The 24,216-nt window shown below is 73.8% G+C and carries 24 protein-coding genes; 1 reads left to right on the forward strand and 23 read right to left on the reverse strand.

Annotation, left to right across the window (positions count from 1 at the left end; all coding sequences use genetic code 11):
* Positions 1 to 49 precede the first annotated feature (49 nt).
* From BG452_RS36840 to BG452_RS36885, 11 genes are all read right to left on the reverse strand, one after another.
* The gene (locus tag BG452_RS36840) at positions 50 to 661 is read right to left on the reverse strand and encodes a hypothetical protein (protein ID WP_188308691.1); all 612 of its coding nucleotides are present in this window, start codon (positions 659 to 661) and stop codon (positions 50 to 52) included.
* Between the two features lie 52 nt (positions 662 to 713).
* Positions 714 to 1,646, reverse strand: a complete 933-nt coding sequence (locus BG452_RS36845; RefSeq protein ID WP_317621403.1) for a DUF4157 domain-containing protein — start codon at positions 1,644 to 1,646, stop codon at positions 714 to 716.
* A 451-nt stretch (positions 1,647 to 2,097) separates the two neighbouring features.
* Positions 2,098 to 2,697 carry a hypothetical protein gene (locus tag BG452_RS36850; protein WP_188308693.1) on the reverse strand — a complete coding sequence of 200 codons (600 nt, stop codon included), beginning with the start codon at positions 2,695 to 2,697 and terminating at the stop codon, positions 2,098 to 2,100.
* A 78-nt stretch (positions 2,698 to 2,775) separates the two neighbouring features.
* On the reverse strand, positions 2,776 to 3,588 hold the full coding sequence (locus tag BG452_RS36855) for a maleylpyruvate isomerase family mycothiol-dependent enzyme (RefSeq protein WP_188308694.1): 813 nt from the start codon (positions 3,586 to 3,588) through the stop codon (positions 2,776 to 2,778).
* Between the two features lie 115 nt (positions 3,589 to 3,703).
* Positions 3,704 to 4,810, reverse strand: coding sequence for a YncE family protein (locus BG452_RS36860; RefSeq protein ID WP_188308695.1), 1,107 nt, complete (start codon positions 4,808 to 4,810; stop codon positions 3,704 to 3,706).
* A 56-nt stretch (positions 4,811 to 4,866) separates the two neighbouring features.
* Positions 4,867 to 4,995 carry a hypothetical protein gene (locus BG452_RS47395; RefSeq protein ID WP_262986099.1) on the reverse strand — a complete coding sequence of 43 codons (129 nt, stop codon included), beginning with the start codon at positions 4,993 to 4,995 and terminating at the stop codon, positions 4,867 to 4,869.
* Positions 4,996 to 5,253: 258 nt separating this feature from the next.
* On the reverse strand, positions 5,254 to 5,667 hold the full coding sequence (locus BG452_RS36865) for a hypothetical protein (protein WP_188308696.1): 414 nt from the start codon (positions 5,665 to 5,667) through the stop codon (positions 5,254 to 5,256).
* A 198-nt stretch (positions 5,668 to 5,865) separates the two neighbouring features.
* Positions 5,866 to 6,957, reverse strand: coding sequence for a vWA domain-containing protein (locus BG452_RS36870; RefSeq protein ID WP_188308697.1), 1,092 nt, complete (start codon positions 6,955 to 6,957; stop codon positions 5,866 to 5,868).
* A 219-nt stretch (positions 6,958 to 7,176) separates the two neighbouring features.
* Positions 7,177 to 7,614, reverse strand: coding sequence for a tautomerase family protein (locus BG452_RS36875; protein ID WP_188308698.1), 438 nt, complete (start codon positions 7,612 to 7,614; stop codon positions 7,177 to 7,179).
* A gap of 47 nt (positions 7,615 to 7,661) precedes the next feature.
* Positions 7,662 to 8,288 (reverse strand): 2OG-Fe(II) oxygenase, encoded by a 627-nt coding sequence (locus tag BG452_RS36880; protein WP_188308699.1) that lies wholly within the window; start codon positions 8,286 to 8,288, stop codon positions 7,662 to 7,664.
* A gap of 65 nt (positions 8,289 to 8,353) precedes the next feature.
* The gene (locus tag BG452_RS36885) at positions 8,354 to 9,430 is read right to left on the reverse strand and encodes a CaiB/BaiF CoA-transferase family protein (protein WP_317621404.1); all 1,077 of its coding nucleotides are present in this window, start codon (positions 9,428 to 9,430) and stop codon (positions 8,354 to 8,356) included.
* Between the two features lie 201 nt (positions 9,431 to 9,631).
* Here BG452_RS36885 and BG452_RS36890 point away from each other — a divergent pair, with 201 nt between their 5' ends.
* Positions 9,632 to 10,054, forward strand: coding sequence for an organic hydroperoxide resistance protein (locus BG452_RS36890; protein ID WP_188308701.1), 423 nt, complete (start codon positions 9,632 to 9,634; stop codon positions 10,052 to 10,054).
* Between the two features lie 109 nt (positions 10,055 to 10,163).
* Here the strand turns inward: BG452_RS36890 and hemL are convergent, their stop codons facing one another.
* The 12 genes from hemL to BG452_RS36950 form a co-directional block, all read right to left on the reverse strand.
* The gene (gene hemL, locus BG452_RS36895; protein ID WP_188308702.1) at positions 10,164 to 11,492 is read right to left on the reverse strand and encodes a glutamate-1-semialdehyde 2,1-aminomutase; all 1,329 of its coding nucleotides are present in this window, start codon (positions 11,490 to 11,492) and stop codon (positions 10,164 to 10,166) included.
* Between the two features lie 91 nt (positions 11,493 to 11,583).
* Positions 11,584 to 13,626: an acetate--CoA ligase family protein gene (locus BG452_RS36900; RefSeq protein ID WP_188308703.1), complete on the reverse strand. Its 2,043-nt coding sequence runs from the start codon at positions 13,624 to 13,626 to the stop codon at positions 11,584 to 11,586.
* Positions 13,623 to 14,939 (reverse strand): glutamyl-tRNA reductase, encoded by a 1,317-nt coding sequence (hemA, locus tag BG452_RS36905; protein ID WP_188308704.1) that lies wholly within the window; start codon positions 14,937 to 14,939, stop codon positions 13,623 to 13,625. Before hemA ends, BG452_RS36900 begins: the two co-directional genes overlap by 4 nt.
* A gap of 118 nt (positions 14,940 to 15,057) precedes the next feature.
* Positions 15,058 to 16,083, reverse strand: coding sequence for a porphobilinogen synthase (gene hemB, locus BG452_RS36910; RefSeq protein WP_188308705.1), 1,026 nt, complete (start codon positions 16,081 to 16,083; stop codon positions 15,058 to 15,060).
* Between the two features lie 132 nt (positions 16,084 to 16,215).
* A complete protein-coding gene (locus BG452_RS36915; protein WP_188308706.1) occupies positions 16,216 to 17,016 on the reverse strand; it encodes an aspartate/glutamate racemase family protein in 801 nt (266 codons plus the stop codon).
* A gap of 69 nt (positions 17,017 to 17,085) precedes the next feature.
* Positions 17,086 to 18,288 carry an FAD-dependent oxidoreductase gene (locus BG452_RS36920; protein ID WP_188308707.1) on the reverse strand — a complete coding sequence of 401 codons (1,203 nt, stop codon included), beginning with the start codon at positions 18,286 to 18,288 and terminating at the stop codon, positions 17,086 to 17,088.
* A complete protein-coding gene (locus BG452_RS36925; RefSeq protein WP_188308708.1) occupies positions 18,285 to 19,034 on the reverse strand; it encodes an arylmalonate decarboxylase in 750 nt (249 codons plus the stop codon). Before BG452_RS36925 ends, BG452_RS36920 begins: the two co-directional genes overlap by 4 nt.
* Before the next feature lie 157 nt (positions 19,035 to 19,191).
* Positions 19,192 to 19,728 carry a helix-turn-helix transcriptional regulator gene (locus tag BG452_RS47400; RefSeq protein ID WP_262986100.1) on the reverse strand — a complete coding sequence of 179 codons (537 nt, stop codon included), beginning with the start codon at positions 19,726 to 19,728 and terminating at the stop codon, positions 19,192 to 19,194.
* Positions 19,729 to 19,830: 102 nt separating this feature from the next.
* Positions 19,831 to 20,769, reverse strand: a complete 939-nt coding sequence (locus BG452_RS36935) for a DMT family transporter (RefSeq protein ID WP_188308709.1) — start codon at positions 20,767 to 20,769, stop codon at positions 19,831 to 19,833.
* A 224-nt stretch (positions 20,770 to 20,993) separates the two neighbouring features.
* Entirely contained in the window at positions 20,994 to 21,959 is a 966-nt protein-coding gene (locus BG452_RS36940) for a LysR family transcriptional regulator (RefSeq protein ID WP_223243255.1), read from the reverse strand.
* A gap of 89 nt (positions 21,960 to 22,048) precedes the next feature.
* The gene (locus tag BG452_RS36945) at positions 22,049 to 22,966 is read right to left on the reverse strand and encodes a TIGR03619 family F420-dependent LLM class oxidoreductase (protein WP_188308710.1); all 918 of its coding nucleotides are present in this window, start codon (positions 22,964 to 22,966) and stop codon (positions 22,049 to 22,051) included.
* Positions 22,963 to 24,153 (reverse strand): MFS transporter, encoded by a 1,191-nt coding sequence (locus BG452_RS36950; protein ID WP_188308711.1) that lies wholly within the window; start codon positions 24,151 to 24,153, stop codon positions 22,963 to 22,965. Before BG452_RS36950 ends, BG452_RS36945 begins: the two co-directional genes overlap by 4 nt.
* Positions 24,154 to 24,216: the final 63 nt, after the last annotated feature.

Here is a 24,216-nt window from a genome sequence, read left to right on the forward strand (position 1 = left end):
GGCGGAAGGGCGGCCCCTCCGCGGCGCCGGTTTCCGGCGGTGCACGGGCTCAGTGCTGCGCCGGGTGGAACAGCGTGTCGTCGTAGTCCGGGAAGATGACCGGCATCGCGCGGCGGAACGCGGTGACCTCCGTGCTGTCCTCCAGGCCCCGGCAGAGCGTCTGCGGCCAGTACCAGAAGCCGCGGGAGGCGATCAGCCGTTCCAGGTAGGCGTCGAAGGAGTAGCCGGTGTCGTGCGACTCCTCGCCGAGGTAGTGGTAGTGGACGGAGTCGAGGGGGGGAACGAACGCCGCGCAGGCTTCGGGGACGAACCTGTCGAAGGGTTTGACGGCGCGGAACTCCTGGTCCTCCGCCGAGTGCCAGGTGACGCCCTTCCAGTCGCCGAAGACGTCGCGCAGCGGCAGCAGGTTGATGAGGCCCTGGTCCGAGAGGTCGTTGTTCAGGAGTTCGGGAACGGTGTGCCGCCACGTCAGGCGGACCGCGCCGACCTCGCGGTAGAAGGCCTCGACACCGTCCGGGAGACGGCCGTCGGCCAGGCGGGTGGCGAGTTCGAGGTCGGCGGCTGGGGTCGGTGGCGCGACGGTGGCCTCCTCGAGCTGCACGCGGGGGTTGCGCTCCAGGTCGGCGATCATCGCGGTCAGCCGGGCACGGGGGTTGATCACGTACGTACGTCTCCTTCGGCGCCTTCGGCGGCGCCAGCGGGTGCGGTCGGTGCTACAGCCGGTTGTTCTCGATCTCCCACGCGTCGCCCTTCAGTTCGTTGCCGGCGGTGTCGTAGACCGTGTACTCGGCGTGGAGCTTGCCGGCGAGTTTGGCGGCGTAGTTGGCGTCGATGTCGGCGTCCAGGTTGGCGTCGCCCGTCTGGAAGTCCTGCGCGTCGGGGTGGGTGCTGTAGTCGGCCTCCACGTAGTACTCGACCACGTTGCCCTTCGTCAGCACCTCGTCCTTGACGGTCTTCTCGACCTTGGAGTGGTGCGAGGAGTTCGCCGACCCGGTGATCGGCGTCATGTTCTTCATGACGCCGGGGCCGCCGACGTTGTGGTTGAGCAGGTGCCCCTGCACCATGAAGTTCTGGAACCAGAGGCCGGTCGCGCCGGTCTTGGGCCACCAGGACGGCTGTTCCTTGGGTGCGGAGCCCTTGCCGAGCTGCCCGGGCCAGAGTTCGGCGTGCATCGTGGTGCCGACGCCGTTTCCGTTCACCCCGCCGTAGGTGACGTACGGGCTGCCGGTGAACGCCCGCTGCACCGCCAGCTCCTGGTCCGCGGACGGGGCCGGCTCGGCGACCCGTTGGACGGCCTCGGGCACGGGCCCGCTCAGCGCCCGGACGGCGTTCGCCTCGGCGGCGCGTTCGAAACGGTCGCCGGGGTCGCTGACGGACAGTCCGTTCCCGTGGTCGGTGCCGGCCACCGGGCCCGATCGCTGCTGGATGACATGGGTCAGCTCGTGGGCCAGCGTGTGCTTGTCGGTGCCGCCCTGGCCGAGCACGACGTGCTCGCCGGAGGTGTAGGCGCGGGCGCTGATCTCGGCCGCCGAGCGGGCCGCGACGGGGTCGTCGTGGACCCGCACGCTGCTGAAGTCGGCGCCCAGCCGGGCCTCCATCTCCGTCCGCACGCTGTCGGCCAGCGGACGGCCCGGGGACCGCAGCACCTGGGGGACCGTCGAACGCTGTACCGGCGCTTCTTCCGACTCCCGCTGCTGCCTGATCAGTTGGGCGACGGCCGCGTTGCCTATGGTGCGCTGCAGCGCGCTGATCGAGCGGGGATCCGGCGGTGCGGACTGCCTCTGCGCGGTCGGCCGGCTGCGGTCACGGCGCCCGGACTCGCTCCGCGTCTTCTGGTCATGCGCGTGCACATCCACCTCCTGGACAGGCGGTTCAAGCCGCAGTCTCTGTCTGTCCATGCCGGTCTATGGCAGGTTCCGTGGCGCGCGCAAGGACCCGAGGGACAGTGTCGGGGGCAACCTCGGGGGAACCCGGCGGTCGTCATGCGCCGAGCGGCCGGCCCACCGGTGCGGCGACCGCCGCCCGATGTGACCTGCGGCGGGACGAGGGACCACCATGGTCACGGGTCTTCCGGCCGCCGTGCCGCTCGCCGAAGCCTCAGGTGGTGGCCGTCGGAGCGGGAGAGGCCGCGCCGGTGGGCGGGGCCTGACAGGGCAGGGTGACGATGACGCCCACGCCCTGGCCGGGCTTCGTGCCGCCGGCCAGGGAGACGGTGTAGCGGTCGGGCTCGTGGACGGCGTCGAAGTCCCCGGTCGGCGAGTCAGCCGGGCCGGCCGGACCGTTCGAGGTGATCGTGAAGCCCTCGCCCGCGAGCTTCTCCCGCAGTGCCCGGAGCACCTCGGGGCGCTGGTCGTCCGTGGTCTTCAGCTGAATCGCCGAGCTGAGTTGGTACGCCTCGCGCTCATCGGCTATTCCCGTCCCCCGGCCCGGGCACCTGTAGTAGCCGACGAGCTTGATCCACGGATCCCGCTCGAGGCCCGTCAGCGCACGCACGTGGTCCTGGACCCGTTCCGCCCGGGTCAGCGCCTCCGCCCGGGACTCGACCTGTGTGGGCTCGTCCACCTTTCCCGGTCCCCCGCCCGCCGACCCCACCAGCGAGCAGGAGCCGAGCACCAGGGCGCCCGCCACCATCAGCACGGACGCGCGGGCCACCCGTGCGGCAGCCCCGGACGGCACGGCCGTCGCTCTCTTGGACAACTGTGGTACTCCCCCGTGAACAGGTGTGCGCTGTGCCGTCCGGATGCTACGGCACCACCGGGGCCGGGCGGGTCCGCGTCAGGGGGCGGTGAACAGCCGGGGGAAGGCCGGGGCCAGCCAGGGCCGGCGGCCCCAGGCGAGCACCTTGCCCCGCAGGAGCGCGTCGGTGGCGCTGGAGCGGCCCAGCGCGATGAGGAAGAACGCCACCGGCTCGGTGAGGATCGTGCAGTCGGGGCGGCGCGGCGGCTCCTGGCTCACCTCGGCGGCGCCGTCCGTGAAGGTCACCGCGAATCCCTCCAGGCCGCGCACCCGCAGCCGGTAGCAGGCGTGGTGGCCGGCCGCGGCGCGTGCGTCGACCACCCACGGCATGGCCGTGCGCAGGAACGGCATCGTCAGCGCGACGCGCGGCCGGTCGAGCGGGTGCGGCCGGCCGAGGGCGCGGGCGACGTCGTAGAGGTGGGCCAGCATGTGGGTCAGCAGGTAGGAGCCGAGGGTGTCCAGGTCCATCGGGCCGAGCGGGGTCCGCACCGGTTCGGTGCCGCTGCGCGGGGCGGCGGCGGCCGTGAACTCCCTCGCCCACCGGGCGATCTGCTCGGCGAGGACGGCCGGGTCCCGTTCGGGGCGCCGGGCCAGTGCGGCGGCGTTCGCGGCGGCCAGCGAGGCGGGGGTGCCGTCCCCGTACGGGCGTTGCTCGCCGGCGGCCAGGGCGGCCATCAGCTCGTTGGCCATCGCGAGGTGGGCGGCGGCTTCGGCGACGGTCCACTCGGATCCGGGGACGGGGGTCTCGCCGTGGCAGCCGGCGAGCAGGGCGGGGGCCTCGTCGCCGACCGCGGTCACCGCTTGGAGGAGTGCGGTGCGTGCGGCGGCGGGCCGGGGCGGCGGGAGGTCCATGGTGGAGAAGAGTGACCGACTCCGGTGTGGCTGTCCAGCGTTGCGGCGCGGCCCTGGGCGGCGTGACGGGCCGGCCCCCGCCCGCGTGGGCGGGCGGGGGCCGGTTCGTGGCCGGTCAGTGGGCGATGATCTGCAGGTTGGCGTTCCGTCCGACGGTGCCGCCCACGTAGAAGGTGTGGCCGTCGGGGCCCAGGGCCAGGCCGGTGAGGCTGTCCTCGTCGAGGTCGCCGGCGCTCTCGGCGGGGACGGGGGCGCCGGTGGCGGTGTCGAGGGCGAGCACCGAGGCGGTGCTCGTGCCGTAGTTGCTGTCGGTGAGGTAGAGCCGGGTGCCGTCCGCGCTGACCTGCGGGTTCTCCAGTGCGTCGCCGCTGCCGGCGGGGTGGAAGGTGGTGGTCACGGCGTCGGTGGCCGGGTCGATGAGGGTGCTCGCGCCGGTGCCGAGTTCGGCGAGGCCGAACAGGCGCTTGCCGTCGGGGGTGAACGCCAGGTCGTAGTCCAGGTTGGTGGCGGTGCCCTGGACGGTGGCGGCCACGGTGGGCGTGGTGGCGGCCGCGCTCACGTGCACCACGCCCTGGCTGGTGCCGACGTAGACGTCGCCGGTGCCCGGGCGGGCCGCGGGGGCGCCGACGTAGGGGGCGGGGATCTGGACCGTGGTGGTGAACGCCTGCTGTGCGGTGGCGAAGGCCAGGATCCGGCTCTGGCCGTTCTGCCGGTAGGCGGTGGGCCCGCTCTGGGAGACGTAGAGGGTGGATCCGTCGGGGCTGAAGGCCAGTCCGGAGGTCGAGCCCGCGGCCCAGCCGGCCGGGCGGGGCTGGTCGGGCAGGGTGACGGTGGCGAGCAGGGTCAGCGTGGCGGTGTCCACCACGCTGAGGCGCTGGCCGTCGAGCACGTACAGGCGGGAGCCGTCCGCGCTGAGCGCCGGGTGGGCGCTCCACTGGAGGGTGCCGAGGGCCAGCCGTGCGGTGACGGCGCCGGACTGGGTGTCGACCGCCTTCACCGTGGAGGTGTTGTCGGCCTCGGTCACCGCGACGTAGGCCTTGGCACCGTCGGGGCTGACCACGGGCGCGGCGTTGCGGGCGCCGACCGTGACGGTCGCCTCGTTGCCGGACAGCGGGGTGTCGGCCGCGGCGGCGGTGCCGGTCAGGGCGAGCAGGGCCGCCGCGGCGGCGGTGAGCATCGCGGCGGTGCGGCCGGTGGTGGTGCGGGTGGTGGTGCGGGTCATCGGTTTCCCCCTCGTGGAGCGCGTGAATGTGGTGGCGCGGCGCGGGCCGGGCGCCGTCAGTGCCGGATGGTCTGCGGGCTGGTGGCGGCCCCGTCCGCCGGCGCCGGCAGCAGCGCCGACGGGAGCACGGCGACCGCGGGTGCGGCGGCGGAACGACGCGTCGCCCCCGAACGAATACCGGACATCAACTCCCCCTCCCCCACCGCGCCTCGCGGTGCCGGGGGGCAGGCTAGCCGATACGTCTGAAGATCCGACCGGCGTCCGGGCAGCCGTCCGGTGACCACCGGGCGCTACGTACGGTGACGATCCGCCCGCACCCTTCTCCGGAGGGTTCAGGGCGTCAGCGGCCCGACGGGTGGCGGGGGTTCAGCGGTGGGCGGGGCTGGGCGTGCGACAGCCCGTCGCCGTGGGGACGGGACGGGCTGCCGGGGTGGGGCCGTGGGTCAGTGCACGGTCACGGTGAAGACGGGCGACGCGGCGCCGCCGCCGATGATGCGCAGTTCGTTGAGGCCCTTGATCCCGAGCTTGACGCCGAGGGAGTAGGAGCCGGTGCGGGTGGTGTGCACGGAGGCGGGCAGGGTGACCCACGTGCCGTGCTGCTTCTGCTGGAGGGTCACCGTGGTGCCGGCGGTGAGACCGGTGGTGGTGCCGGTGACGCGGAACAGCTGCCAGGCCGGGACGGAGGTGGCCGAGGGCTTGGCGGCGATGGAGGCGGCGGTGGTGGTGGCGGCGGCCACCGGGGCGGCGGCCGGGGTGGCGGGGGCGGCGGCCATGGCGGTGCCGGCCGTTCCGATGAGCAGCGCGCTGAGGGTGGCGACGGCGGCCAGGCGCAGGGAGTTCCGCTTGGAGACGATCACGGGTGCACCCCTTTCAGGGGGGAGGTGGTCGTTTCGCCCGTTGGCACGGTCGGTGCGGTTCGGGTGCTGTCTTTCATGAGGACGATTCACCCGGCGGCACCGGTTGTGTGCGGAACGTCACTGTCCTGTAACAGTCGCGCGGCTCGCGGGAGTTCGGGTGTCCGGGCCCGGCCGGCGGGGCGGCGGCGCGGCGGCGGGTCAGAGGAGGACGAGGAGCTTGGTGCCCGGGACGAGCTTGCGGTTGACGGAGGTGGACTGGACGAAGACGGTGTAAGAGGGGTTCTCTCCGGGCTTGACGGCGGCCTCGGCGGCGGGCAGGCCGAGGAGGCGGCGGGCGGCGGGGCCGGAGAAGACGCGGCCGGTCATCCGGCCGGTGGCCGGGTCCTTCTCGGCGACGGCGAGTTGCTTGTTGCCCTGGATCTTCTCGCGCTTGGAGAGCTCGTAGAAGGCGCAGCCGGTCTTGTAGGGGTGGCCGGCGCTGGTGACGAAGTCGCGGATGGGGCTCTGCTCGTCGACCGGGATCAGGATGTACTTGCCGGCGTCCAGGGCGTCGAGCTCGGCCTTGACGTCGGCGGTGTTGAGGTCCTGGCCCATGGCGAAGAGGTTCTTGGTGCCGCGTACGCCGTGTTCGCGTCCGCGCAGGAAGCTGGTGGCGGCGGACTTGACGGTGCCGATGGCCTCCTCGACGCCCTGGCTGGAGTCGGCGTCCCAGATCGCGATGTTGCCGGCCGGGAAGCCGTACTCCTGGGCGGTGCGCTTGGCCAGGGAGTTGGGGACCAGGATCGCCGAGGTCCAGTGGTCGGGGAGGTTGTCCATGGCGCCCTGGATGCGCTCGATCCAGGTGCGCAGGACGGTGGTGCCCTTTCCGGCGCCCATGCGGGTGTGCATCTGGCCGCTCTGGGAGCAGCCGGAGGCGTTCTCCTCGCCGTCGGTGACGACGACCTGGAGGAAGGAGTGCTCGCCGTAGCCCTCCCAGATGTTCTTGAGATCGTCGAGGGACTTCACGCCGGCCTCGATCAGGGCGGTGGCGCCGTTGTCGACCTGGTAGAGGCCGCGCAGGGAGGGCAGGTGCTTGACGTCCATGTCCCAGACCAGGTTCTGCACCTCGTGGTCGAAGGCGTAGAGGCTGATGCGGGTCTCGTGGCCGAGGCGGTCGGATTCCTCCTGCAGGCCCTTGACGAATTCGTCGACGACGCGGATGAGTTGGGTCTGGTGCTGGCGCATCGAGCCGGACTTGTCGACCACGAGAGAGACGTGGTTGACCTTGTGCTTGATCCTGTTCGTGGACATGGCTCTCCCCTTTATCCGGCGTCTTTTCGCGGTGGTTCCACGCTGCTTTCGCGGTGTATTCCGCGGGGCCTTTCGGCGTTCCCTGCAGCGTGGTTTCCACTCTAGGGGCGGGCACTGACAATCCGTCGGGGCCGATGCCGCGCACCGGCGGCGCGCACGGCACCGCCCCCGCCCGGGGGCCGGCGGGGGCGGTGTCGCGGGGGTGGGTCAGGAGGCGGGTCAGGAGGCCGCGGGGGCGCTCTGGGCGATGAGTTCGTCGATCTTGGCGCGGCGGGTGAGGTTGCCGTTGACGCTCCAGTTGCCCTCGGGGATCTCGTGGACGATCACCCAGACCGTGGACTCGGCCTCGGTGGCCGGGGTGGCCGTCGACTGGATGAGGCGGGTGAGTTCGACGGAGAGCTGCTCGGTGCGCTCGGGGGTCAGGAAGTCCTCCAGGGCGGTGACCTTGACGATGAAGCCCGGGGCGGTCGCGGCGGCGCCGGTGGCCGAGGTCTTCTCGGGCGCCTCGTGGACGTAGACCCAGGTGGCGGAGCGGAAGAAGTCCGTCAGCGGCAGTTCCATCCACTGGAGCACCGTGTCGGCGACCTGCTGCTGGAGGCCTTCCAGGCGGTCCGGGGCGATGGAGCCGGCGGGGGCGGTGATGTCGACCAGGGGCACGGGGGTTCTCGATTCTTCTGCGGGGTGGAGGGGGCGGGAGGGGAGGGTCACTCGGCGCGGCGGGGGCGCACCCGCCAGAACTCCAGGACGGCCGCCCGCAGCGTGCGCGGGGCGGTGACGGTGGAGGTGGCGTGCCACACCGAGGAGTCGAAGGCGATCAGGGAGCCGGCCGTGGGCGGCAGCGAGCGCACCGGCGGGCGGCCGCCGTGGTGGGAGGCGCGGACCTCGAAGTGGCCGCCGCCGTCGGCGGGCCAGTCCTCGTTGAAGTAGAGCACCACGGTGAGGGCCTTCTCCGGCTCGTCGTGGTGCGGGGAGATGAACTCGCCCTCGGCGTGGGTGAACAGGCCGATGTCGCGCGGCAGGGCGGCGAGGTCCATGTCGACCTCGGTGCTCAGCCGGGCCAGGAACGCCGGGCCGGCGAGCTGGTCGAGCAGGCGGGTCCAGGCCGGGTCCAGTTCCTTGAGGGCGGGCAGGTGGGCGCCGTCGCGGTGCAGCCAGAGCGAGCCGAGCTGGAAGCGCTTGACCTCGGTGGCGACGACGACCTTCTGGAACCGGTCGTCGGCGGGGAAGGTGTCGTTGAGCTCGCGGACGGACTGCGCGGTGAGCAGCTGCTCGGTGAGGTGGGCCCCGATCGCGGGGTCGGGGCGGTGGAAGGCGGGGGCGGTGTTCAGCATGGGGTCCTCCGTGGGGGCCGCGGGCGGCGAGGTCAGGGGGGTGCGGGCGTCAGGGGGTGCGGGCGTCAGGCGCTCGGGGTGGGGGCCCAGTCGCGCAGGACGGCGGCGGTGTGCTCGCCGGGCTGCGGCGCCGGCCGGGGGGCGGGGGCGGGGGTGCGGCTGAACCGCGGTGCGGGGGCGGGCTGGTGGCCCGTGCCGACGGACGCGTAGGTGCCGCGCTCGCGCAGGGCCGGCTGTTCGGCGGCCTCCTGGGGGGTGAGCACGGGCACCACGCAGGCCTCGTGCTCCTCGAAGACCTTGGTCCACCAGTGGCGCGGGCGGGTGGCGAAGCGCTCGCCGATGCGCTCGCGCAGGGCCGGCCAGTTGGCCTGGTCCTGGCGGTCCAGGGTGTCCTCCAGGCCGAGCTGCTCCAGCAGGACGGCGTAGTAGCGGTCCTCGATGGCGCCGACCGCCAGGTACTGGCCGTCCTGGCAGCGGTAGGTGGTGTAGTGCGGGGCGTCGGTGACGGTCACGTGGCCGGGCACCTGGCGCCACTGGCGGATCATCACGTCCAGCACGGCGGCACCGTCCAGCATGGCCGCGTCGACGACCTGGCCGCGCCCGGAACCGGCCCGCTCGTGCAGCGCCGCCAGCACGCCCAGGGCCTGGAGCATGCCCCCGCCGGCGAAGCTGGACAGGTAGGTGGACGGCGGGGCGGGCGCCGCCCCCTCGGCGCGGTCGGCGTCCAGGGCGCCGGAGGCGGCCAGCAGCGCGATGTCGTGGGCGGGGCGCTGCGCCCAGGGGCCGATCTGCCCCCAGCCGGAGATCCGGCCGATGACCAGGCGGGGGTTGTCGGCGAGCAGGCCCTGCGGGTCCAGGCCCAGGCGTTCGCAGACGCCGGGGCGGAAGCCCTCCAGCAGGACGTCGGCGCCGGCGGCCAGGGCGCGCACGGTGGCGAGGTCGGCCGGGTCCTTGAGGTCGGCGGTCAGGGAGCGGCGGCTGCGGCCCAGCGGGTCGCTGTCGGGCGCGGGTGCGGCGCCGGGGCGGGCCGGGCGCTCGATGCGCACGACGTCCGCGCCCAGGTCGGCGAGCAGGGTGGCGGCGAAGGCGCACGGGGCGGTGCTGGCGAGTTCGATGACGCGGATTCCGGCCAAGGGTCCCACGGTGGTTTTCTCCTTCTGGTACGGCTGCGGGCGGTCGTCACGGACCTTGGTATGTCGGCGCCCCACTTCGAGGCCCCTGTCCGGCGCCGGTATTTCGGCGCCCGTATTCGGGTTTCCGTATTCCTGGTGCTTTTCCGGCGGGCCTATGGTCATCGAGGCTTTCCGCCGGAGATTTACGCCGATTTGAAAGGGAGTTGGGTGATGGCTGTCATTTACACCGCCGAGGTGACGTCGTCCGGAGACGGTCGCAACGGCACCGTCCGCTCGTCGGACGGGATCGTGGACCTCGCGCTCGCCGCGCCGAAGGAGGTCGGCGGTCCGGGGACCGCCACCAACCCGGAGCAGCTGTTCGCGGCCGGCTACTCGGCGTGCTTCCACAGCGCCATGCGGATGGCCGCGCGCGAGGCCCGGGTGCGGCTGGACGGTGACACGGTGACCGCCCTGGTGGACCTGGAGCGGGACGAGTCGGGGTACCGGATCGGCGTCCAGCTGCGGGTGGCGCTGCCCGGCGTGGAGCCGGACGCCGCCCGGCGGTTGCTGGACCAGGCCCACGCCCGGTGCCCGTACTCGCGGGCGATCAGCGGGAACGTGCGGGTGGAGATCGCCCTGGCCCCCGGGGCCTGAGGCGCGCCGGGCGGGAGTCCGAGGACCCTCGCCCGGCCGCCGGCCCGGCCTGCGCCGGCTCAGTCGGCGAAGGCCCGGGCGGCGGCTCAGGCGAACCTCAGGCCGTGGCTCAGGCCGTGGCGGCCGCCGCGGCCCGGGCCGCGTAGGGCAGCGCCTCGACCACCCGCTCGATCGCCCGGTCGTCGTGCGAGGCGGAGACGAACCAGGCCTCGAACGGCGACGGCGGCAGGTAGACGCCCCGGCGCAGCATCTCGTGGAAGAAGGCCCGGTAGCGGTACGCCTGGCTGGCCTTGACCTGGTCGTAGTCGGTGACCGGCTGGTCGGCGAAGAAGACCGAGAACATGGTGCCGGAGTACTGGAGCCGGTGGGCCACGCCCTCGGTGTCCAGGGCGGCGGAGACCGCGGCGCCGATGGTCTCGGAGACGTGGTTCAGCCGGGCGTAGACCTCGTCGGTGCAGTTGCGCAGGGTCGCCAGGCCCGCGGCGGTGGCGACCGGGTTCCCGGCCAGCGTGCCGGCCTGGTAGACCGGGCCCTGGGGGGCGAGTTGGGCCATCACGTCGGCGCGGCCGCCGAAGGCCGCGGCCGGGAAGCCGCCGCCCATGACCTTGCCGAAGGTCAGCAGGTCCGGGGCGACGTTGTCGCGGCCGTACCAGCCGGCCCGGCTGGCGCGGAAGCCGGTCATCACCTCGTCGGAGATGTAGAGGGCGCCGTGGCGGTGGCACAGGTCCTTCAGGCCGGCGTTGAAGCCGGGCAGCGGCGGCACGGCGCCCATGTTGCCGGGGGCTGCCTCGGTGATGACGCAGGCGATCTCCTGGCCCCGCTCGGCGAAGAGCTTCTCGACGGCGGCCAGGTCGTTGTAGGGCAGGACGATGGTGTCGCCGGCCTGGGCGCCGGTGACGCCGGGGGTGTCGGGCAGGCCGAGGGTGGCCAGGCCGGAGCCGGCGGCCACCAGCAGGGCGTCGACGTGGCCGTGGTAGCAGCCGGCGAACTTGACGATCTTGGAGCGGCCGGTGAAGCCGCGGGCCAGCCGGATGGCGGACATGGTCGCCTCGGTGCCGGAGGTGACCAGGCGCACGCTCTGGACCGGCGCGACCCGGCGGGTGATCTCCTCGGCGAGGGCGATCTCGCCCTCGGTGGCGGTGCCGAAGGAGGTGCCGTGGGCCAGGGCCTCCTGGACGGCCTCCAGGACGGCGGGGTGGCGGTGGCCCAGGATCATCGGGCCCCAGGAGCAGATCAGGTCGACGTACTCGTTGCCGTCGACGTCGGTGAGGTAGGGGCCGTCGGCGGAGGCCATGAACACCGGGTTGCCGCCCACCGATCCGAAGGCCCGCACCGGGGAGTTGACGCCGCCGGGGGTCACCGTGTTGGCACGGTCGAACAGGGTCTGGGAGTGCTGGGTGGCGCCGGCCGGGCCGATGGTCCGGGACGTCGTGGTCATCGTGGTGCCTTTCGGAAGGGGTGATGGGTGGGTCGGGAAGGGGGGCGCGGTGGGGCCTGGGGGCGGCGGCCCCACCGCGCCGGGGAGGGGGTCAGTCCTGGGCGGGCGCGGTGACGGTGTAGGCGGCGTCCAGGACGACGGCGCCCTTGGGCAGGACGCGCACCGGGTTGAGGTCCAGCTCGAAGCCGTCCGGCCAGGCGGCGACCAGGTCGGCGACGCTCTGCAGCAGCTCGGCCATGGCGTCCTTGTCGGCCGGCTCGGTGCCGCGGGCGCCGTCCAGCAGCGGGGCGCCGCGCAGTTCGGCCAGCATCCGCGCCGCCTCGCCCGGGGCGAGCGGCAGCAGGCGGTGGCTGACGTCGTCGAGGATCTCGGCGAAGATGCCGCCCAGGCCCACGGTCAGCACGGTGCCCAGCGGGGTGCTGCGCGCGCCGACCAGCAACTCCACGCCCTCGGCGACGAGTTCCTCGACCAGCACGTCCCCGCCCAGCGCGGCGAGGTCCTGGAAGGCCTGCGCGGCCTGCTCGGTGGTGACGCCGACCTTCACGCCGCCGGCCTCGCTCTTGTGCAGCAGGCCCGGGACGACGGCCTTGGCCACGGCCCGGCCGCCGACCTCGCGCACCGCCTCGACGGCCTCCTCGGCGGTGGTGACGGTGCGTCCGCGCGGCACCGCGATGCCGGCCTGGGCGAGCAGCTGCTTGAGCTGCGGCTCGCTCGCGCCCTCGGCGGGGGCCGCGGTGGCCGCGGCCGGGGCCTGGGCCTCGGCCCGCGGGCGGCTGACCTGCCACAGGTTGGCGGCCGCGCGCAGCGCCCGGGCCGGGGTGGGGAAGTCGGGCAGCTGGGCGGCGCGCATCTGCTGCGCCGCGTCGGGGGCCAGGAAGTCGGCGGCGGTGCGGGCCACGAACACCGGCTTGCCGCCCTTGCGGGCGGCCTTGGACAGCGCGGTGACGGCCTTCTCGACGTCGGGGCCGGCCATGACGCAGAAGCAGGCCAGGATGATGTCGACCTCGTCGTCGGCGATCAGCACGTCCAGCGAGCGGTCGAACAGCGTCGGGTCGCTGAGCACGGTGGCGGTGATGTCGACCGGGTTGTCGACCGAGCCGAACGCCGGGACGATCTCGGCCAGCGCGGCGGTGCTCTCCGGGGAGAGGCGGCTGAGCTCCAGGCCGGCGTCGATGGCGTCGGCGGCCAGGATGCCCGAGCCGCCGGAGGTGGTGACCACCGCGACCTTCGGGCCCTTGGGGCGCAGCGGGAACTCGAACGCCTGGGCGGTGTCGAGGAGTTCGTCGATGTCGTCGACGCGGGCGATGCCGAGCTGCTTGAGCGCGGCGTCCAGGACGCGGTCGTCGGTGGACAGGGCGCCGGTGTGGGAGGCGGCAGCGCGGCTGCCGGCCTCGGTGCGGCCGGACTTGAGGAGGGCGACGGGCTTGCCGGAGGCGCTGAGGGCCTTCAGGGTGGCGATGTCGGGGATGTCCTCGAGGTAGCCGACCAGGCCGGTGCACGCGGGCTCGTCGGCGAGTTCGCGCAGCACCTCCAGGGCGGTGACGTCGGCGTCGTTGCCGGTGCTGACCACCCAGCCGGGGCGCAGTCCGCGCTGGAGGGCGAGGCTGGCGGCGCCGAAGCCCAGGGCGCCGCTCTGGCTGACGAAGCCGAGGGTGCCGGGCTCGAAGGGGACGTCGTCGGCGCCGAACAGGGGGCTGAAGGTGGCCAGGACACGGGTGTTGTAGCTGACGGCGCCGATGCAGTTGGGGCCGATCAGGCGCAGTCCGCCGGCCCGGGCGGTGGCGACGATCCGCTCCTGGAGGGCGGCGCCCTCGGGGCCGGTCTCGGCGAAGCCGGAGGAGGCGATGACGGCCAGCGGGACGCCGGCGGCCACGCAGTCGTCGACGGCGCCGGCGACGCGGTCGGCGGAGACCATGATCAGGGCCAGGTCGACGGTGCCGGGCACCTCACGCAGGCTCGGGTAGGCGGGCACGCCGAGGATCTCGCCGCCGCGGGGGTTGATGGGCAGGATGCGGCCCTGGTAGCCGTAGCGCAGGAGGTAGTCCATGGGCTTGCGGCCCAGGGCGCCCTTGCGTTCGGTGGCGCCGATGACGGCGATCGAGTCGGCGTTCCACAGCGCTGATATCGCGCTCATACCAAAGCCTCCTGGGCGCCTGCGGGGGCGCGGGTTTCGGGGGTGAACAGGGCGTGCAGGGCCTGGACGTAGACGTCGCCGTCGGGGGCGGCGGCCAGTTCGCGGGCGCGGACGGTGGGCTGGTGGAGCATCTTGTCGACGATGCGGCGGATGCTCTGGGCGACGGCCTCTCGGGCCTCTTCGTCCAGGGCGTCCAGGCGGCGGGCCAGCCGGTCGAGTTCGGCGGTGGTGGCCTCGGCGGCGCTGGTGCGCAGGGCGGCGAGGATCGGGGTGGCGCGGGCGGCGCGCTGGGCGGCCTTGAAGGTGTCGACCTCGGCGTCGACGATGCGGTGGGCCTCCTGGACGCTGGAGACGGACAGTTCGTCGTCTCCGCCGTCGCGGGCGATGCGCTGGAGGTCGACCAGGACGGTGCCGGGCACCTCGCCGGCCCGGGGGTCGATGTTGCGCGGCAGGGCGAGGTCGAGCAGGTAGAGCTCGCGTCCGGCGCGCTGGGTCATCGCGTGGGCGACCTGGTCGTGGGTGACCAGGGGTTCGGTGGCGGCGGTGCAGCTGACGACGACGTCGACGTCGGCGAGCAGCCGGGGGATCTCCTCGAGCGGGTAGCCCTGGCCGTCGGCGGTCTCGGCCAGGCGCTGGGCCTTCTCCGGGGTGCGGTTGGCCATGTGGATGGTGGTCAGGCCGGAGCGGCGCAGGGCGGCCAGGACGACGCCGCCGAACGAGCCGGCGCCGATGACCAGGGCGGTCTTGCCGTCGAGGGAGCCGACGGTGCGTTCGAAGAAGGCCAGGCCGGCGGTGGCCAGGGAGCGGCCGGCCTCGTTGAGGCCGGTCTCGTTGCGGGCGCGCTTGCCGGTGCGCAGGGCGGCCTGGACGGCCTTGTTGAGGCTGGCGCTGGTGGCGCCGGCGCGCTGGGAGCGGTCGAGGGCCTCCTTGATCTGGCCGAGGATCTGGTCCTCGCCCAGGACGACGGAGTCGAGGCCGGAGGCGACCTGGAAGAGGTGGCGCAGCGCGTCGTCGGCGGTGCGCACGTACTGGTAGGGGGCGATGTCGTCGGCGTCGACGCCGGTGTGACGGGCGATCAGGTCGCTGAGGGCGGGGGCGGGGTCGTCGCCGGGGGCGGCTTCGAGGTAGACCTCGAGCCGGTTGCAGGTGGACAGGACGACGGCGTTGCCCAGGCCCTGGGTGTTGATCTCGCTGACGAGGTCGTCCAGGGGGTTGGGGGTCTCGTAGAGCTGTTCGAGCAGTTCCAGGGGGGCGGTGGCGTGGCTGAGCCCCACCGCGACGAGGGTGCTGCTCTCGGGAGTCGGTCGTTGCACGGTATTTCACACCTCAGTAGTCCGACGGGGCCCGGCCGGGGCGGGGCCCGGCCGGGGGCGGTGACGGCCCGTCGGCCGGCCGGGGCGCGGCCGACGGGTGTCGTCTCGGTGCGGGGCCTCAGGCGCCCAGGCGCGGCGCGAACTCGGTGGCCCAGTAGGTGATGATCTGGTCGGCGCCGGCGCGGTGGATGGACAGCAGGCTCTCCAGGACGGACGCGTCGCGGTCGAGCCAGCCGTTGGCGGCGGCGGCCTCGATCATGGAGTACTCGCCGGAGACCTGGTAGGCGGAGACGGGGACGTCGACGCGGTCGGCGATCATGCGGACGATGTCCAGGTAGGCCATGGCGGGCTTGACCATCACCATGTCGGCGCCCTCGGCGAGGTCGAGGGCGACCTCGCGCAGGGACTCGCGGATGTTGCCGGGGTGCTGCTGGTAGCTGCGCCGGTTGCCTTCCAGGCTGGACTCGACGGCGTCGCGGAACGGGCCGTAGAAGGCGGAGGCGTACTTGGCGGAGTAGCCGAGGATGGCGACGCTGCCGTGGCCGGCGGCGTCCAGGGCGGCGCGGATGTGGCGGACCTGGCCGTCCATCATGCCGCTGGGGGCGACGATCTGGGCGCCGGCCTCGGCCTGGACGACGGCCGCCTGGGCGTAGAGCTGGACGCTGGCGTCGTTGTCGACGTCGCCGTCCGGGCCCAGGACGCCGGTGTGGCCGTGGGTGGTGTACTCGTCGAGGTTGATGTCGCCGATGACGACGGTGTCCGCGCCGACCTCGGCGGTGACGTCGCGCAGGGCGACCTGCAGGATGCCCTCGGGGTCGAGGGCGCCGGTGCCCTGGGGGTCCTTGTGCTCGGGGATGCCGAAGAGCATGACGCCGCCGACGCCGGCCCGCACGGCCTCGGTGGCGGCCTTGCGCAGGGAGTCGCGGGTGTGCTGGAAGACGCCCGGCATGGAGGGGATCTCGCGCGGCTCGGTGAGGCCCTCGCGCAGGAACAGCGGCTGGATCAGGTTGCTGGCGTTGACCTGGGTCTCGGCGGCGAGGCGGCGCAGGTGGGGGGTGCGGCGCAGTCGGCGGGGGCGGTGCAGCGGGGCGCCGGCCGGGGTGCTGAACGGGGAGGGGCCGAGGATCGACTGGTGGTTGCTCATGACGGGTCGGTGCTCCTTAGCGGGGCTCGTGCTTGACGGGCTGTTCCTTGACGGGGCTGGGGTGGTACGGGCGGGGCCTCGGTGGGGGGCGGGCTCCGGGTGGGACGGGGTGGGGCGGGGTGCGGGCAGGTCTCAGAGGGTGGCGCCGAGGAAGACCTTCTCCAGGTGGCGGGTGATCTCCGGGTCCGGCCGGTGGAACCAGTAGCCGGCCGTGGAGCGGTTGAAGATGCCCAGGCGCTGGAGGGTGACGGACAGTTCGGCGAACTTGACGGCCAGGCCGGCCGGGTCGATGACGGGCAGGCCGTGCAGTTCGCGGATGCCGCGGTTCCAGAGGATCTCGTTGGGGATGCCCTCGGCCGGGATGATGACCTCGGCGCCGGCCTTGGCGGCGCGTTCGGCGGCCTCGGTGTAGGTGGTGAGGAACAGGTCGTCGTCGCCTTCCAGGGCGCGGTGGACGCCGTCCCAGCCGCCGGGGACCACCTCGTAGCTGGCGAGGGAGGAGTCCAGGCCGTAGCGGGTCACGTTGGCCTGGATCGGCTCCTGGAGCGGCGGCATGAAGCCGAGCAGGCCGAAGCGGTAGCCGGCCATGGCGGAGAGGTGGAAGGCGGTCTCGCCGTAGCCGAGGGTGGGGATGCCGGCCAGGTGGCGGGCGTCGCGCAGGCCCGGGTCCTGGCCGGCGGCGACCACCCAGGCGTCGTAGCCGGCCCGTTCGGCGGCCACGGCGCTGTGGGCGAAGTGCTCGCTGAACAGGACCTGGGCGGCGTGGTGGCCGACCAGGCCGAAGGGGGTGTTGGAGGGGTAGGTCTGGGCGGGCAGGGTCTTGATGTCGATCTCGGTGTCGGGGCCCTTGATCGCGTCGAGGTGCTCGCGGTACCAGGTGTCCAGGAGGGGCAGGCGCCCCTCGACGGTGTGTTTGTGGAACCAGATGCGCACGTGTCTCATCTCCTGGGGTCGCAAGGACGGCGGGGACGGTGGGGACGGCGGGCGGGTGGTGCCGGCGGGTCAGTGGCTCAGCTGCGGACGGGGGGCGCAGTCGAGCAGGGACGCCTTGATCAGGTATTCGGTGGTGCGCTCGGGGTCGGCGGCGGTGCGGCCGATGTCGTCCAGGGCGCGCTGCAGGGCGCTGGTGTCGTCGAGGCCGGCGGTGCGGGCCTCGCTGCGGGGCAGGACGGCGTCCAGGACGGCGGCGCGGCGCTGGGCGGCGGTGGTGGTCAGGGCGGTGTCGGGCAGCCAGCCGCCGTGGACGCCCGCGAGGGCGCGGCCGAAGGCGACGGCGTCGTGCAGGCCGCAGTTCATGTTCATGCCGCCGGCGGTGGAGGTCAGGTGGGCGGCGTCGCCGGCGAACAGCACCCGGCCGGCGCGGTAGTCGGGCAGGACGAAGCGGGCCAGCCGGTAGGTGTGGGCGTCGGTGACGCCGACCTGGTCGGCGACGCCGGGCAGGGCGCGGCGCAGCAGGTCGCGGACGTGGGCGGGGTCGGCGGCGTGGTCGCGGTCGGTGGCCTGGGGCATCCGGAAGATCAGGCGCCAGTGGTCGGGCATGCCGAGGATGCTGAAGGACTGGGCCGGGTCGCGGACGTAGGCCAGGGGTGCCAGGCCGGGGATGAGGGCGTCCAGCGGGGTGTCGGTGACCACCCGCAGGGCGTAGGAGGGGTAGGGGCGGGCCTCGGAGGGCAGGTGGAGGGCGGTGCGCACCAGGCTGCGGCTGCCGTCGGCGGCGACCAGGTGGTCGGCGTCCAGGGGCAGGCGCAGGCCGCCGGGGCCCTGGGTCCACAGCCGGACCGTGTCGCCGTGGGGGCGCACGTCCAGGACGGTGGTGTCGAAGTGGACCTCGGCGTGGGGGTGGGTGGTGAGGGCGTCCAGGAGCAGGGGGGTGAGGCGGGACTGCTCGACGTGGACGCGGTAGGGGTGGCGGGTGTGGCCGGCCAGGGGGGCGTAGGGCAGTTGGTGGATGACCCGCTGGTCGAGGGCGCGCCACTGGATGTGTTCCACCCGGCGGCCGGCCGCGATGAGGTCGTCGGCGACGCCGAGTTCCTCCAGGAGGTCGAGGGTGGCGGGGTGGAAGGTGGAGGCCTTGGAGGCGGTGGAGAGGGCGGGGCCCTGTTCCAGGACGGTGACCGGGACGCCGGCGCGGGCCAGGACGAGGGCGGTGGTGAGGCCGACCGGGCCGGCGCCGACGATGACGACGGGCCGGCGGGCGACGCTCATGCGGTGCGGCCGGCGGCCTGGACCGCGAGGCGGTTCAGCTGCCAGGGCTGCGAGGTGACGCCGGCCGGGGCACCGGTGTGCTTGTACGCCCAGCGGGCGGAGCAGATGTTGGACGTCAGCAGGACGCGGTCGTTGCCGGTGCCCAGGGTCTGCAGGGCGTCGAAGGTGAACATGCCGGTGCCGGTGAACAGCAGGGCGGCGTCGTCGGCGATGTTCGCGGCCTCGACCTGGCGGACCAGGTCCTCGGTGGTGACGTCGTAGGGGGAGAACCGCTCCCCCGCCTGGATCGGCAGCACCCGGGCGACCTTGAGGCCGGCCTGCTCCCAGTAGCTGCGGGAGAGTTCGGTCAGCCACGGCTCGTACGGGGAGACCAGGACGAGGTCGGTGATGCCGAGGTCGGCGCAGGTGTCCAGGGTGGCCAGGGTGGAGGAGGTCACCGGGTAGCCGGCGCTGTCGCCGAGCTGGTCGCACAGGCGGCGGTCGCCCTGGGGGTCGAGCAGGTAGTGCGATCCGCTGCAGGCCACCACGGCGGCGTCGAGGGCGAGCTTGCCGAAGGTGCTGAGGACCTGCGGGAGGATCTCGTTGTAGGTGTCGAGGCGCTCGCGCAGCCCCTGGCCCGGCAGTTGCGGGAACCGGGCCGTGTGCACGTTGGCGGTGGGGCGCATCAGCTCGGCGATCTCGGGCTCGGCCGCGGCGTTGCCGGAGGGGACGATGACGCCGACGCGCGCGGCGGAGTGCAGGGACATGACGGGACCTCATTCAGCGGTGGGAGATGCGTCCGTAGGGCTCGGGCCCTGGCGCGGGAGGTGTCCGCGCCCTTCCTGGGCGGCCGGTGCAACACTAGGAACGCTCCGCTGGGGAGGCACTACGGAATCACGCAGTGAGTGGTTCCGCGGTGGGCGCTCAGGCGGTGAGCAGTTCGGGGCGGGTCGGCAAGCGGTGCACGGTGGCGCCGTGCAGGGCGTTGGCCAGTTGGGCGCGGCGCTGGATGGACAGCTTGCGGTAGATGCGGGTGATGTGCTGCTCGACGGCGCGGCAGCCCACGCCCAGGCGCTCGGCGATGGCCTGGTTGGTGTACCCGTCGAGCATCAGCCGGGCGATGCGGCCCTCGTGGGGGGTCAGCGGGCCGTGGCCGGCGGCCTTGTCCTCGGTCTCGGGGCGGCCGGTCAGGGCGGGGTGGCCGAAGGCCAGGTGCCACTGGCGCACCTGGGAGCGGGCGACCAGGCTGTGGCGGGCCAGCGGGTCGGTGCGCAGCAGGCGGTGCAGGGAGACCTCGTCGGAGACGTTGAGGACGAGGAGTTCGCCGCCGTCGCCCTCCCAGGTGCCGCCGCCGATGAGCAGGCCGCGGTTCTCCAGGCCCTGCAGGAAGGAGCGGTGCTGGGTCCAGGCCTGGTGGTTGCTGGTTCCGTCGCGGAAGGTGCGTTCGGCGATGTACGGCATCGGGGTCTCCGGGTGTGCTGGCGGGGCGGGTCGGGGTGCGGGGTCATGGGTCGGGCCCGGGGAAGGTGGTGGCCTTCCCCGGGCCCGGGTGGGGGTGGGTGGTTATTCGGCCGGGACGGCGGCGGGGACGGGCGTGGCCGTGGCGGCGGGGGCGGCGGGGGTGGCGGCCGGCTGGGGCTTGCGGCGCAGCAGGACGGTGGCGCCCAGGACGGCGGCGGTGCCGGCGATGACGGTCCAGCCCAGGGGCTCGCCGAGGACGACGCCGCCGAGGATGACGGAGACGACGGTCATCAGGTAGACGACGGTGGCGGAGGCGGCGGCGCCGTCCTTGGTGATGATCATGGTGTTGAGCAGGACGGCGAAGCCGGTGCACACGATGCCGAGGACGATCAGGGCGATGGTGGCCTTGGCGGTGGCGTGGATGGCGGGCAGGCCCAGGAACGGGGCGGCGATGGCGCTCAGGACGGCGGCGGTGGACAGCTGGCTGCCGGCGAGCATGAACACCGGCATCTTGCGGGGGGCCAGGAAGCGGCCCACGTAGGCGAAGCTGGAACCGAAGCTGATGGCGCCGACGACGCAGCAGACGAGGCTCTCGGTGGTGACGTGGGTGTCGTGGCTCCAGGGGGCGGAGACCAGGACGACGCCGAGCACGCCGAGGGCGATGCCGCCGATGCGGCCCAGGCCCAGGCGCTTCTCGGAGCCGAGGGCGACGGCGGCGGTCATGGTCCACACGGGTGCGGTGCCGCTGAGGATGCCGGCGATGCTGCTGGATCCGGTCTGCTCGCCGTAGGCGAAGAGCAGCCAGGGCAGGACGTTGCCGAGCAGGGCGGCGACCACGATGTGGCCCCAGGTGCTGCGGCCCTTGGGCAGGCTCTGGCGCTTGGCGAAGCCGATGCCCAGGACGACGACGGCGCCCAGGACGAGCCGGGCGAAGACCATCTCCACGGGCGAGAAGCCGTCACCGGCGAGCTTGATCCAGAGGAAGACGGATCCCCAGACGAGGCTGAGTACGCTCAGACGGATCAATGCGGCCTTCGACATGACATTCCCTCTTCTCACGCACGCCCCGGCATGGTGGGGATCCGGACGGGGATCCGTTCCGGGCACGGCGGATCGCGGGAGGGCAGCCGTGGCTGCTCCCGGACTTGCCGTGTTGGGAGGGGTTCCGCGGGGACGTGGTCGCGGGCCCTTGTGAGTAAGAGCGTCACATCCGCGTCCCTGCGGCGTCCATCAAACTCTGCTACCGATGATCTTGAAGCGGGAGCTTAAGCGTCCTGGTCGGCGGCGCGCAGGGCGTTCGACTCCTCGGCGGCGGCGGTCTCGCGCAGGGCGTCCAGGACGGCGGCGATCTGCGGGACGCGCTGTTCGCCGCGGCGTACGGCCGCGAACACCCGGCGGCTGGGCGCGTCGGTGAACTCCCGCACCACCACGCCGTCGCGGGCCACCGGGCGGGCCAGGCGCGGGACCAGGCTGATGCCCAGGCCCGCGCGCACGGCGGCGAAGGTGGCCTCCCAGTCGCCGATGGCGTGGGTGGCCTGGGGCACGAAGCCGGCGGCCGCGCAGGCGGCCAGCGGGATCTCCTGGCACATCCCGACGGTGGCGAAGATCCAGGCCTCGTCGGCGAGGTCGGGCAGGCCCAGGGTGGGGGCGTCGATGAGGTGGTGGCCGGTGGGCAGGGCGACGTCGAAGATCTCGCGCATCAGCGGGACCTTGTCGAAGCGGGCGTCGTGGGCGGGGGCGTCGGGGGCCTCCACGGCGATGGCGACGTCCGTCTCGCCGCGGGAGAGGCGCTCGAAGCTGTCGGGCGGGTCGACCTCGGCCAGCGCGGTGCGCAGCCGGGGGTGGGTCTGCTTGAGCAGGCCGGCGGCGGGGAGGATCAGCGGGGCCAGGGTGGTGGCGAATCCGGCCACCGAGACCTGGCCGGCCTCGCCGTCGCGCTGGGCGGCGAGGTCGTCGAAGAGGCCCTCGATGGTGTCGAAGATGCGGGTGGTGTGCTGCAGGACGAGTCGGGCCTGGGCGGTCAGGCGCAGCCTTCGGCCCACCGGTTCGGTCAGTCGTACGCCCAAGTCCTTGCTGAGGGCGGCGAGTTGCTGGGAGATCGCGGAGGGGGTCAGATGCAGGGCGGCGGCGACGGCGCTGACCGTGCCGTGCTGTTCGAGTTCGGCGAGGAGCTGGAGTTTGCGCAGGTCCAGTTCGCTGGGGTGCCGCAGGCGTCCGGGGGCTGATTCCATGTCAGGGCACAACGTCCGGTGGTGGGGCCGCTGTTCCGTGCGGGGAGGGGGGTTGCCTGCCCGTACGGAACAGCGGCGGGGGTGCGGGGTCAGGCGACGGTGCCGGTGGCGAGGTCGACGACGTCGCGGGCGAGGGTCTCCAGGGCGGCGAGGTCCTGCTCCTCGCGGCGGCGGGTGCGGGCCTCGCCGGGCATGGTGGGGTCCAGGACGACGTTCTCGACGCCGAGGTCCGCCAGCAGGTTCAGGTCGGAGCGGATCTCCTGGGGGGTGCCGATGCCCATCACCCGCTCGCGGCCCAGCGGGCGGTCGGTGAGGCGCAGTTTGATCCGCGGGGCCAGGGCGGGCACCGGCAGGTCGAGTTCCTTGGCGGTGGCGCGCAGCGCCGGCAGGCCGATGTTGACCAGCCATTCGGCGGTGACGGAGGTGGGGTGCCAGGCGTCGCCGTAGCGCACCGCGCGGCGCAGCGCGCCGCGGCTGTGGCCGCCGACCCACACCGGCGGGCCGGCGGGCTGGACGGGCAGCGGGCCGGTGCTCAGGTCGGTGAAGGAGACGTAGCGGCCCTGGAAGGAGGCCCGCTCGCCCGCCCAACAGGCCTTGATGGCGGCGAGGTACTCGTCGCTGCGGGCGCCGCGCTGGTTGTACGGGACGCCGAGGGCGGCGAACTCCCCCGGCGCCCAGCCGGCCGCGACGCCCAGGGTGAAGCGGCCGCCGCTGAGCTGGTCGATGTTGGCGACGGTGCGGGCGACCAGGAGGGGGTGGCGGTAGGGCAGGATCGCCACGGTGGTGCCCAGGCCGATGCGGCTGGTGGTGCCGGCCAGCCAGGCCAGCACGGTGAACGGGTCGTAGAAGGGGGCGGCGAACAGCCGCTGGACCTCGGGGGTCAGGGCGACGTGGTCGGAGACCATCAGCTGGTGGTAGCCGAGCTCCTCCAGCCGGGCCGCCCAGCGGCTCATCCCCTGGGGGGTGGCCGATTCACCGTAGTTGGGAACGTTGACGCCGAACTTCACCGCGGCCTCCGGGAGATGGACTGGATGGGGTGGATCGTCTCCGCGCTCGTCTCCGGGCCGGCGGGGCGCAGCCGTAGCGCGGCCGTGTGGAGGAGCAGGGAGCCCAGTGCGCCGGCGGCTGCCAGGACCGGGAGCAGGCGGACGTCGGTGCCGGCGGCCAGGACGGCTCCGCCGGCGGCCGCGCCCACGGCGCCGCCGAGGTAGGTGGCGGAGCTGTTGAGGGCCAGGGCGCCGGCCCCGGCGCTGGGCCCGAAGCCCAGCAGGCGGTGCTGCTGGGGGACCACGAAGGCCCAGCCGGCCGCTCCCCACAGGAACAGCAGCGGCAGGGTGGCGGGGCCGGGTGCCGCGGCCAGGCACAGCAGGGTCAGGGCGAGGACGACCAGCAGGATCGCGGCCACCCGGCCGGGGCGCCCGACGCGGTCGAGCAGCGGGCCGATGCCGAAGCTGCCCACGACGCCGCCCAGGCCCCACAGCCACAGGCCGAGGGTGGGCGAGCCGGCGTGGTGGGCGTTCAGCAGGGGCACCAGGTAGGTGTACAGGCCCAGGCTGGCGATGGTCTGTCCGAAGGTGGCGGCGACGGCCAGGCCGACGCGGGCGTCGCGCAGTTGTTCCGCGCGGGCGCGCAGTCCGGGCATGGCGGCGCCGTCGACGGGGGGCAGCCACCGGGCGGTGCCGGCCCAGGCGACTGCGCCGAGGGCGGTGACCAGCCAGAACGCGACGCGCCAGCCGAGGTGTCCGGCGAGCAGGAGTCCGGCGGGCACGCCCAGGACGGTGCCGGAGCTGAGGCCGCCGAGCACGATGGCCAGGGCGCGGGCCCGGCGTTCGGGGCCGGCCAGGGCTGAGGCGGCGGTGGCGGCCACCGGCATGAAGACGCCCGCTCCGGCGCCGGCCACGCCGCGCAGCACCAGCAGGACGAGCGGGGAGGGCGCCAGGGCGCTGGCCGCGTTGGCGAGGGTGAAGACGCTCAGGGCGGCCAGCAGGACGGTGCGCACGTTCCAGCGGCCCAGTGCGGCTCCCAGCAGTGGCGCGAGGAGCGCGTAGCAGAGGGTGAAGGCCGTGACGAGCTGGCCGGTCTGCGCCATCGACCCGTGCAGGTCGTGGGAGATGTCGGGCAGCAGGCCGGCCGTCAGGTAGGCGTCCGTGCCGATGGACAGCGCTCCCAGGCCGAGTAGTAACGCGCGGAACACGCGACCTCCTTGGTTCGGTGCCGCCCGGCCGCCGCCGGTTCGTGCGGACCGGTGCCGGGCTTC

The sequence above is a fragment of the Streptomyces sp. CBMA123 genome, from assembly GCF_014596465.1.
Lineage (GTDB): Bacteria > Actinomycetota > Actinomycetes > Streptomycetales > Streptomycetaceae > Kitasatospora.

What these genes read in the sequence shown, in the direction of transcription:
- BG452_RS36855 (WP_188308694.1), bottom strand. Translation starts at nt 3,588, where the DNA reads ATGGACCTCCCGCCGCCCCGGCCCGCCGCCGCACGCACCGCACTCCTC.
- BG452_RS36860 (WP_188308695.1), bottom strand. Translation starts at nt 4,810, where the DNA reads ATGACCCGCACCACCACCCGCACCACCACCGGCCGCACCGCCGCGATG.
- BG452_RS47395 (WP_262986099.1), bottom strand. Translation starts at nt 4,995, where the DNA reads ATGTCCGGTATTCGTTCGGGGGCGACGCGTCGTTCCGCCGCCGCACCC.
- BG452_RS36870 (WP_188308697.1), bottom strand. Translation starts at nt 6,957, where the DNA reads ATGTCCACGAACAGGATCAAGCACAAGGTCAACCACGTCTCTCTCGTG.
- BG452_RS36880 (WP_188308699.1), bottom strand. Translation starts at nt 8,288, where the DNA reads ATGCTGAACACCGCCCCCGCCTTCCACCGCCCCGACCCCGCGATCGGG.
- BG452_RS36890 (WP_188308701.1), top strand. Translation starts at nt 9,632, where the DNA reads ATGGCTGTCATTTACACCGCCGAGGTGACGTCGTCCGGAGACGGTCGC.
- hemL (WP_188308702.1), bottom strand. Translation starts at nt 11,492, where the DNA reads ATGACCACGACGTCCCGGACCATCGGCCCGGCCGGCGCCACCCAGCAC.
- BG452_RS36900 (WP_188308703.1), bottom strand. Translation starts at nt 13,626, where the DNA reads ATGAGCGCGATATCAGCGCTGTGGAACGCCGACTCGATCGCCGTCATC.
- hemB (WP_188308705.1), bottom strand. Translation starts at nt 16,083, where the DNA reads ATGAGCAACCACCAGTCGATCCTCGGCCCCTCCCCGTTCAGCACCCCG.
- BG452_RS36920 (WP_188308707.1), bottom strand. Translation starts at nt 18,288, where the DNA reads ATGAGCGTCGCCCGCCGGCCCGTCGTCATCGTCGGCGCCGGCCCGGTC.
- BG452_RS36925 (WP_188308708.1), bottom strand. Translation starts at nt 19,034, where the DNA reads ATGTCCCTGCACTCCGCCGCGCGCGTCGGCGTCATCGTCCCCTCCGGC.
- BG452_RS47400 (WP_262986100.1), bottom strand. Translation starts at nt 19,728, where the DNA reads ATGCCGTACATCGCCGAACGCACCTTCCGCGACGGAACCAGCAACCAC.
- BG452_RS36935 (WP_188308709.1), bottom strand. Translation starts at nt 20,769, where the DNA reads ATGTCGAAGGCCGCATTGATCCGTCTGAGCGTACTCAGCCTCGTCTGG.
- BG452_RS36940 (WP_223243255.1), bottom strand. Translation starts at nt 21,959, where the DNA reads ATGGAATCAGCCCCCGGACGCCTGCGGCACCCCAGCGAACTGGACCTG.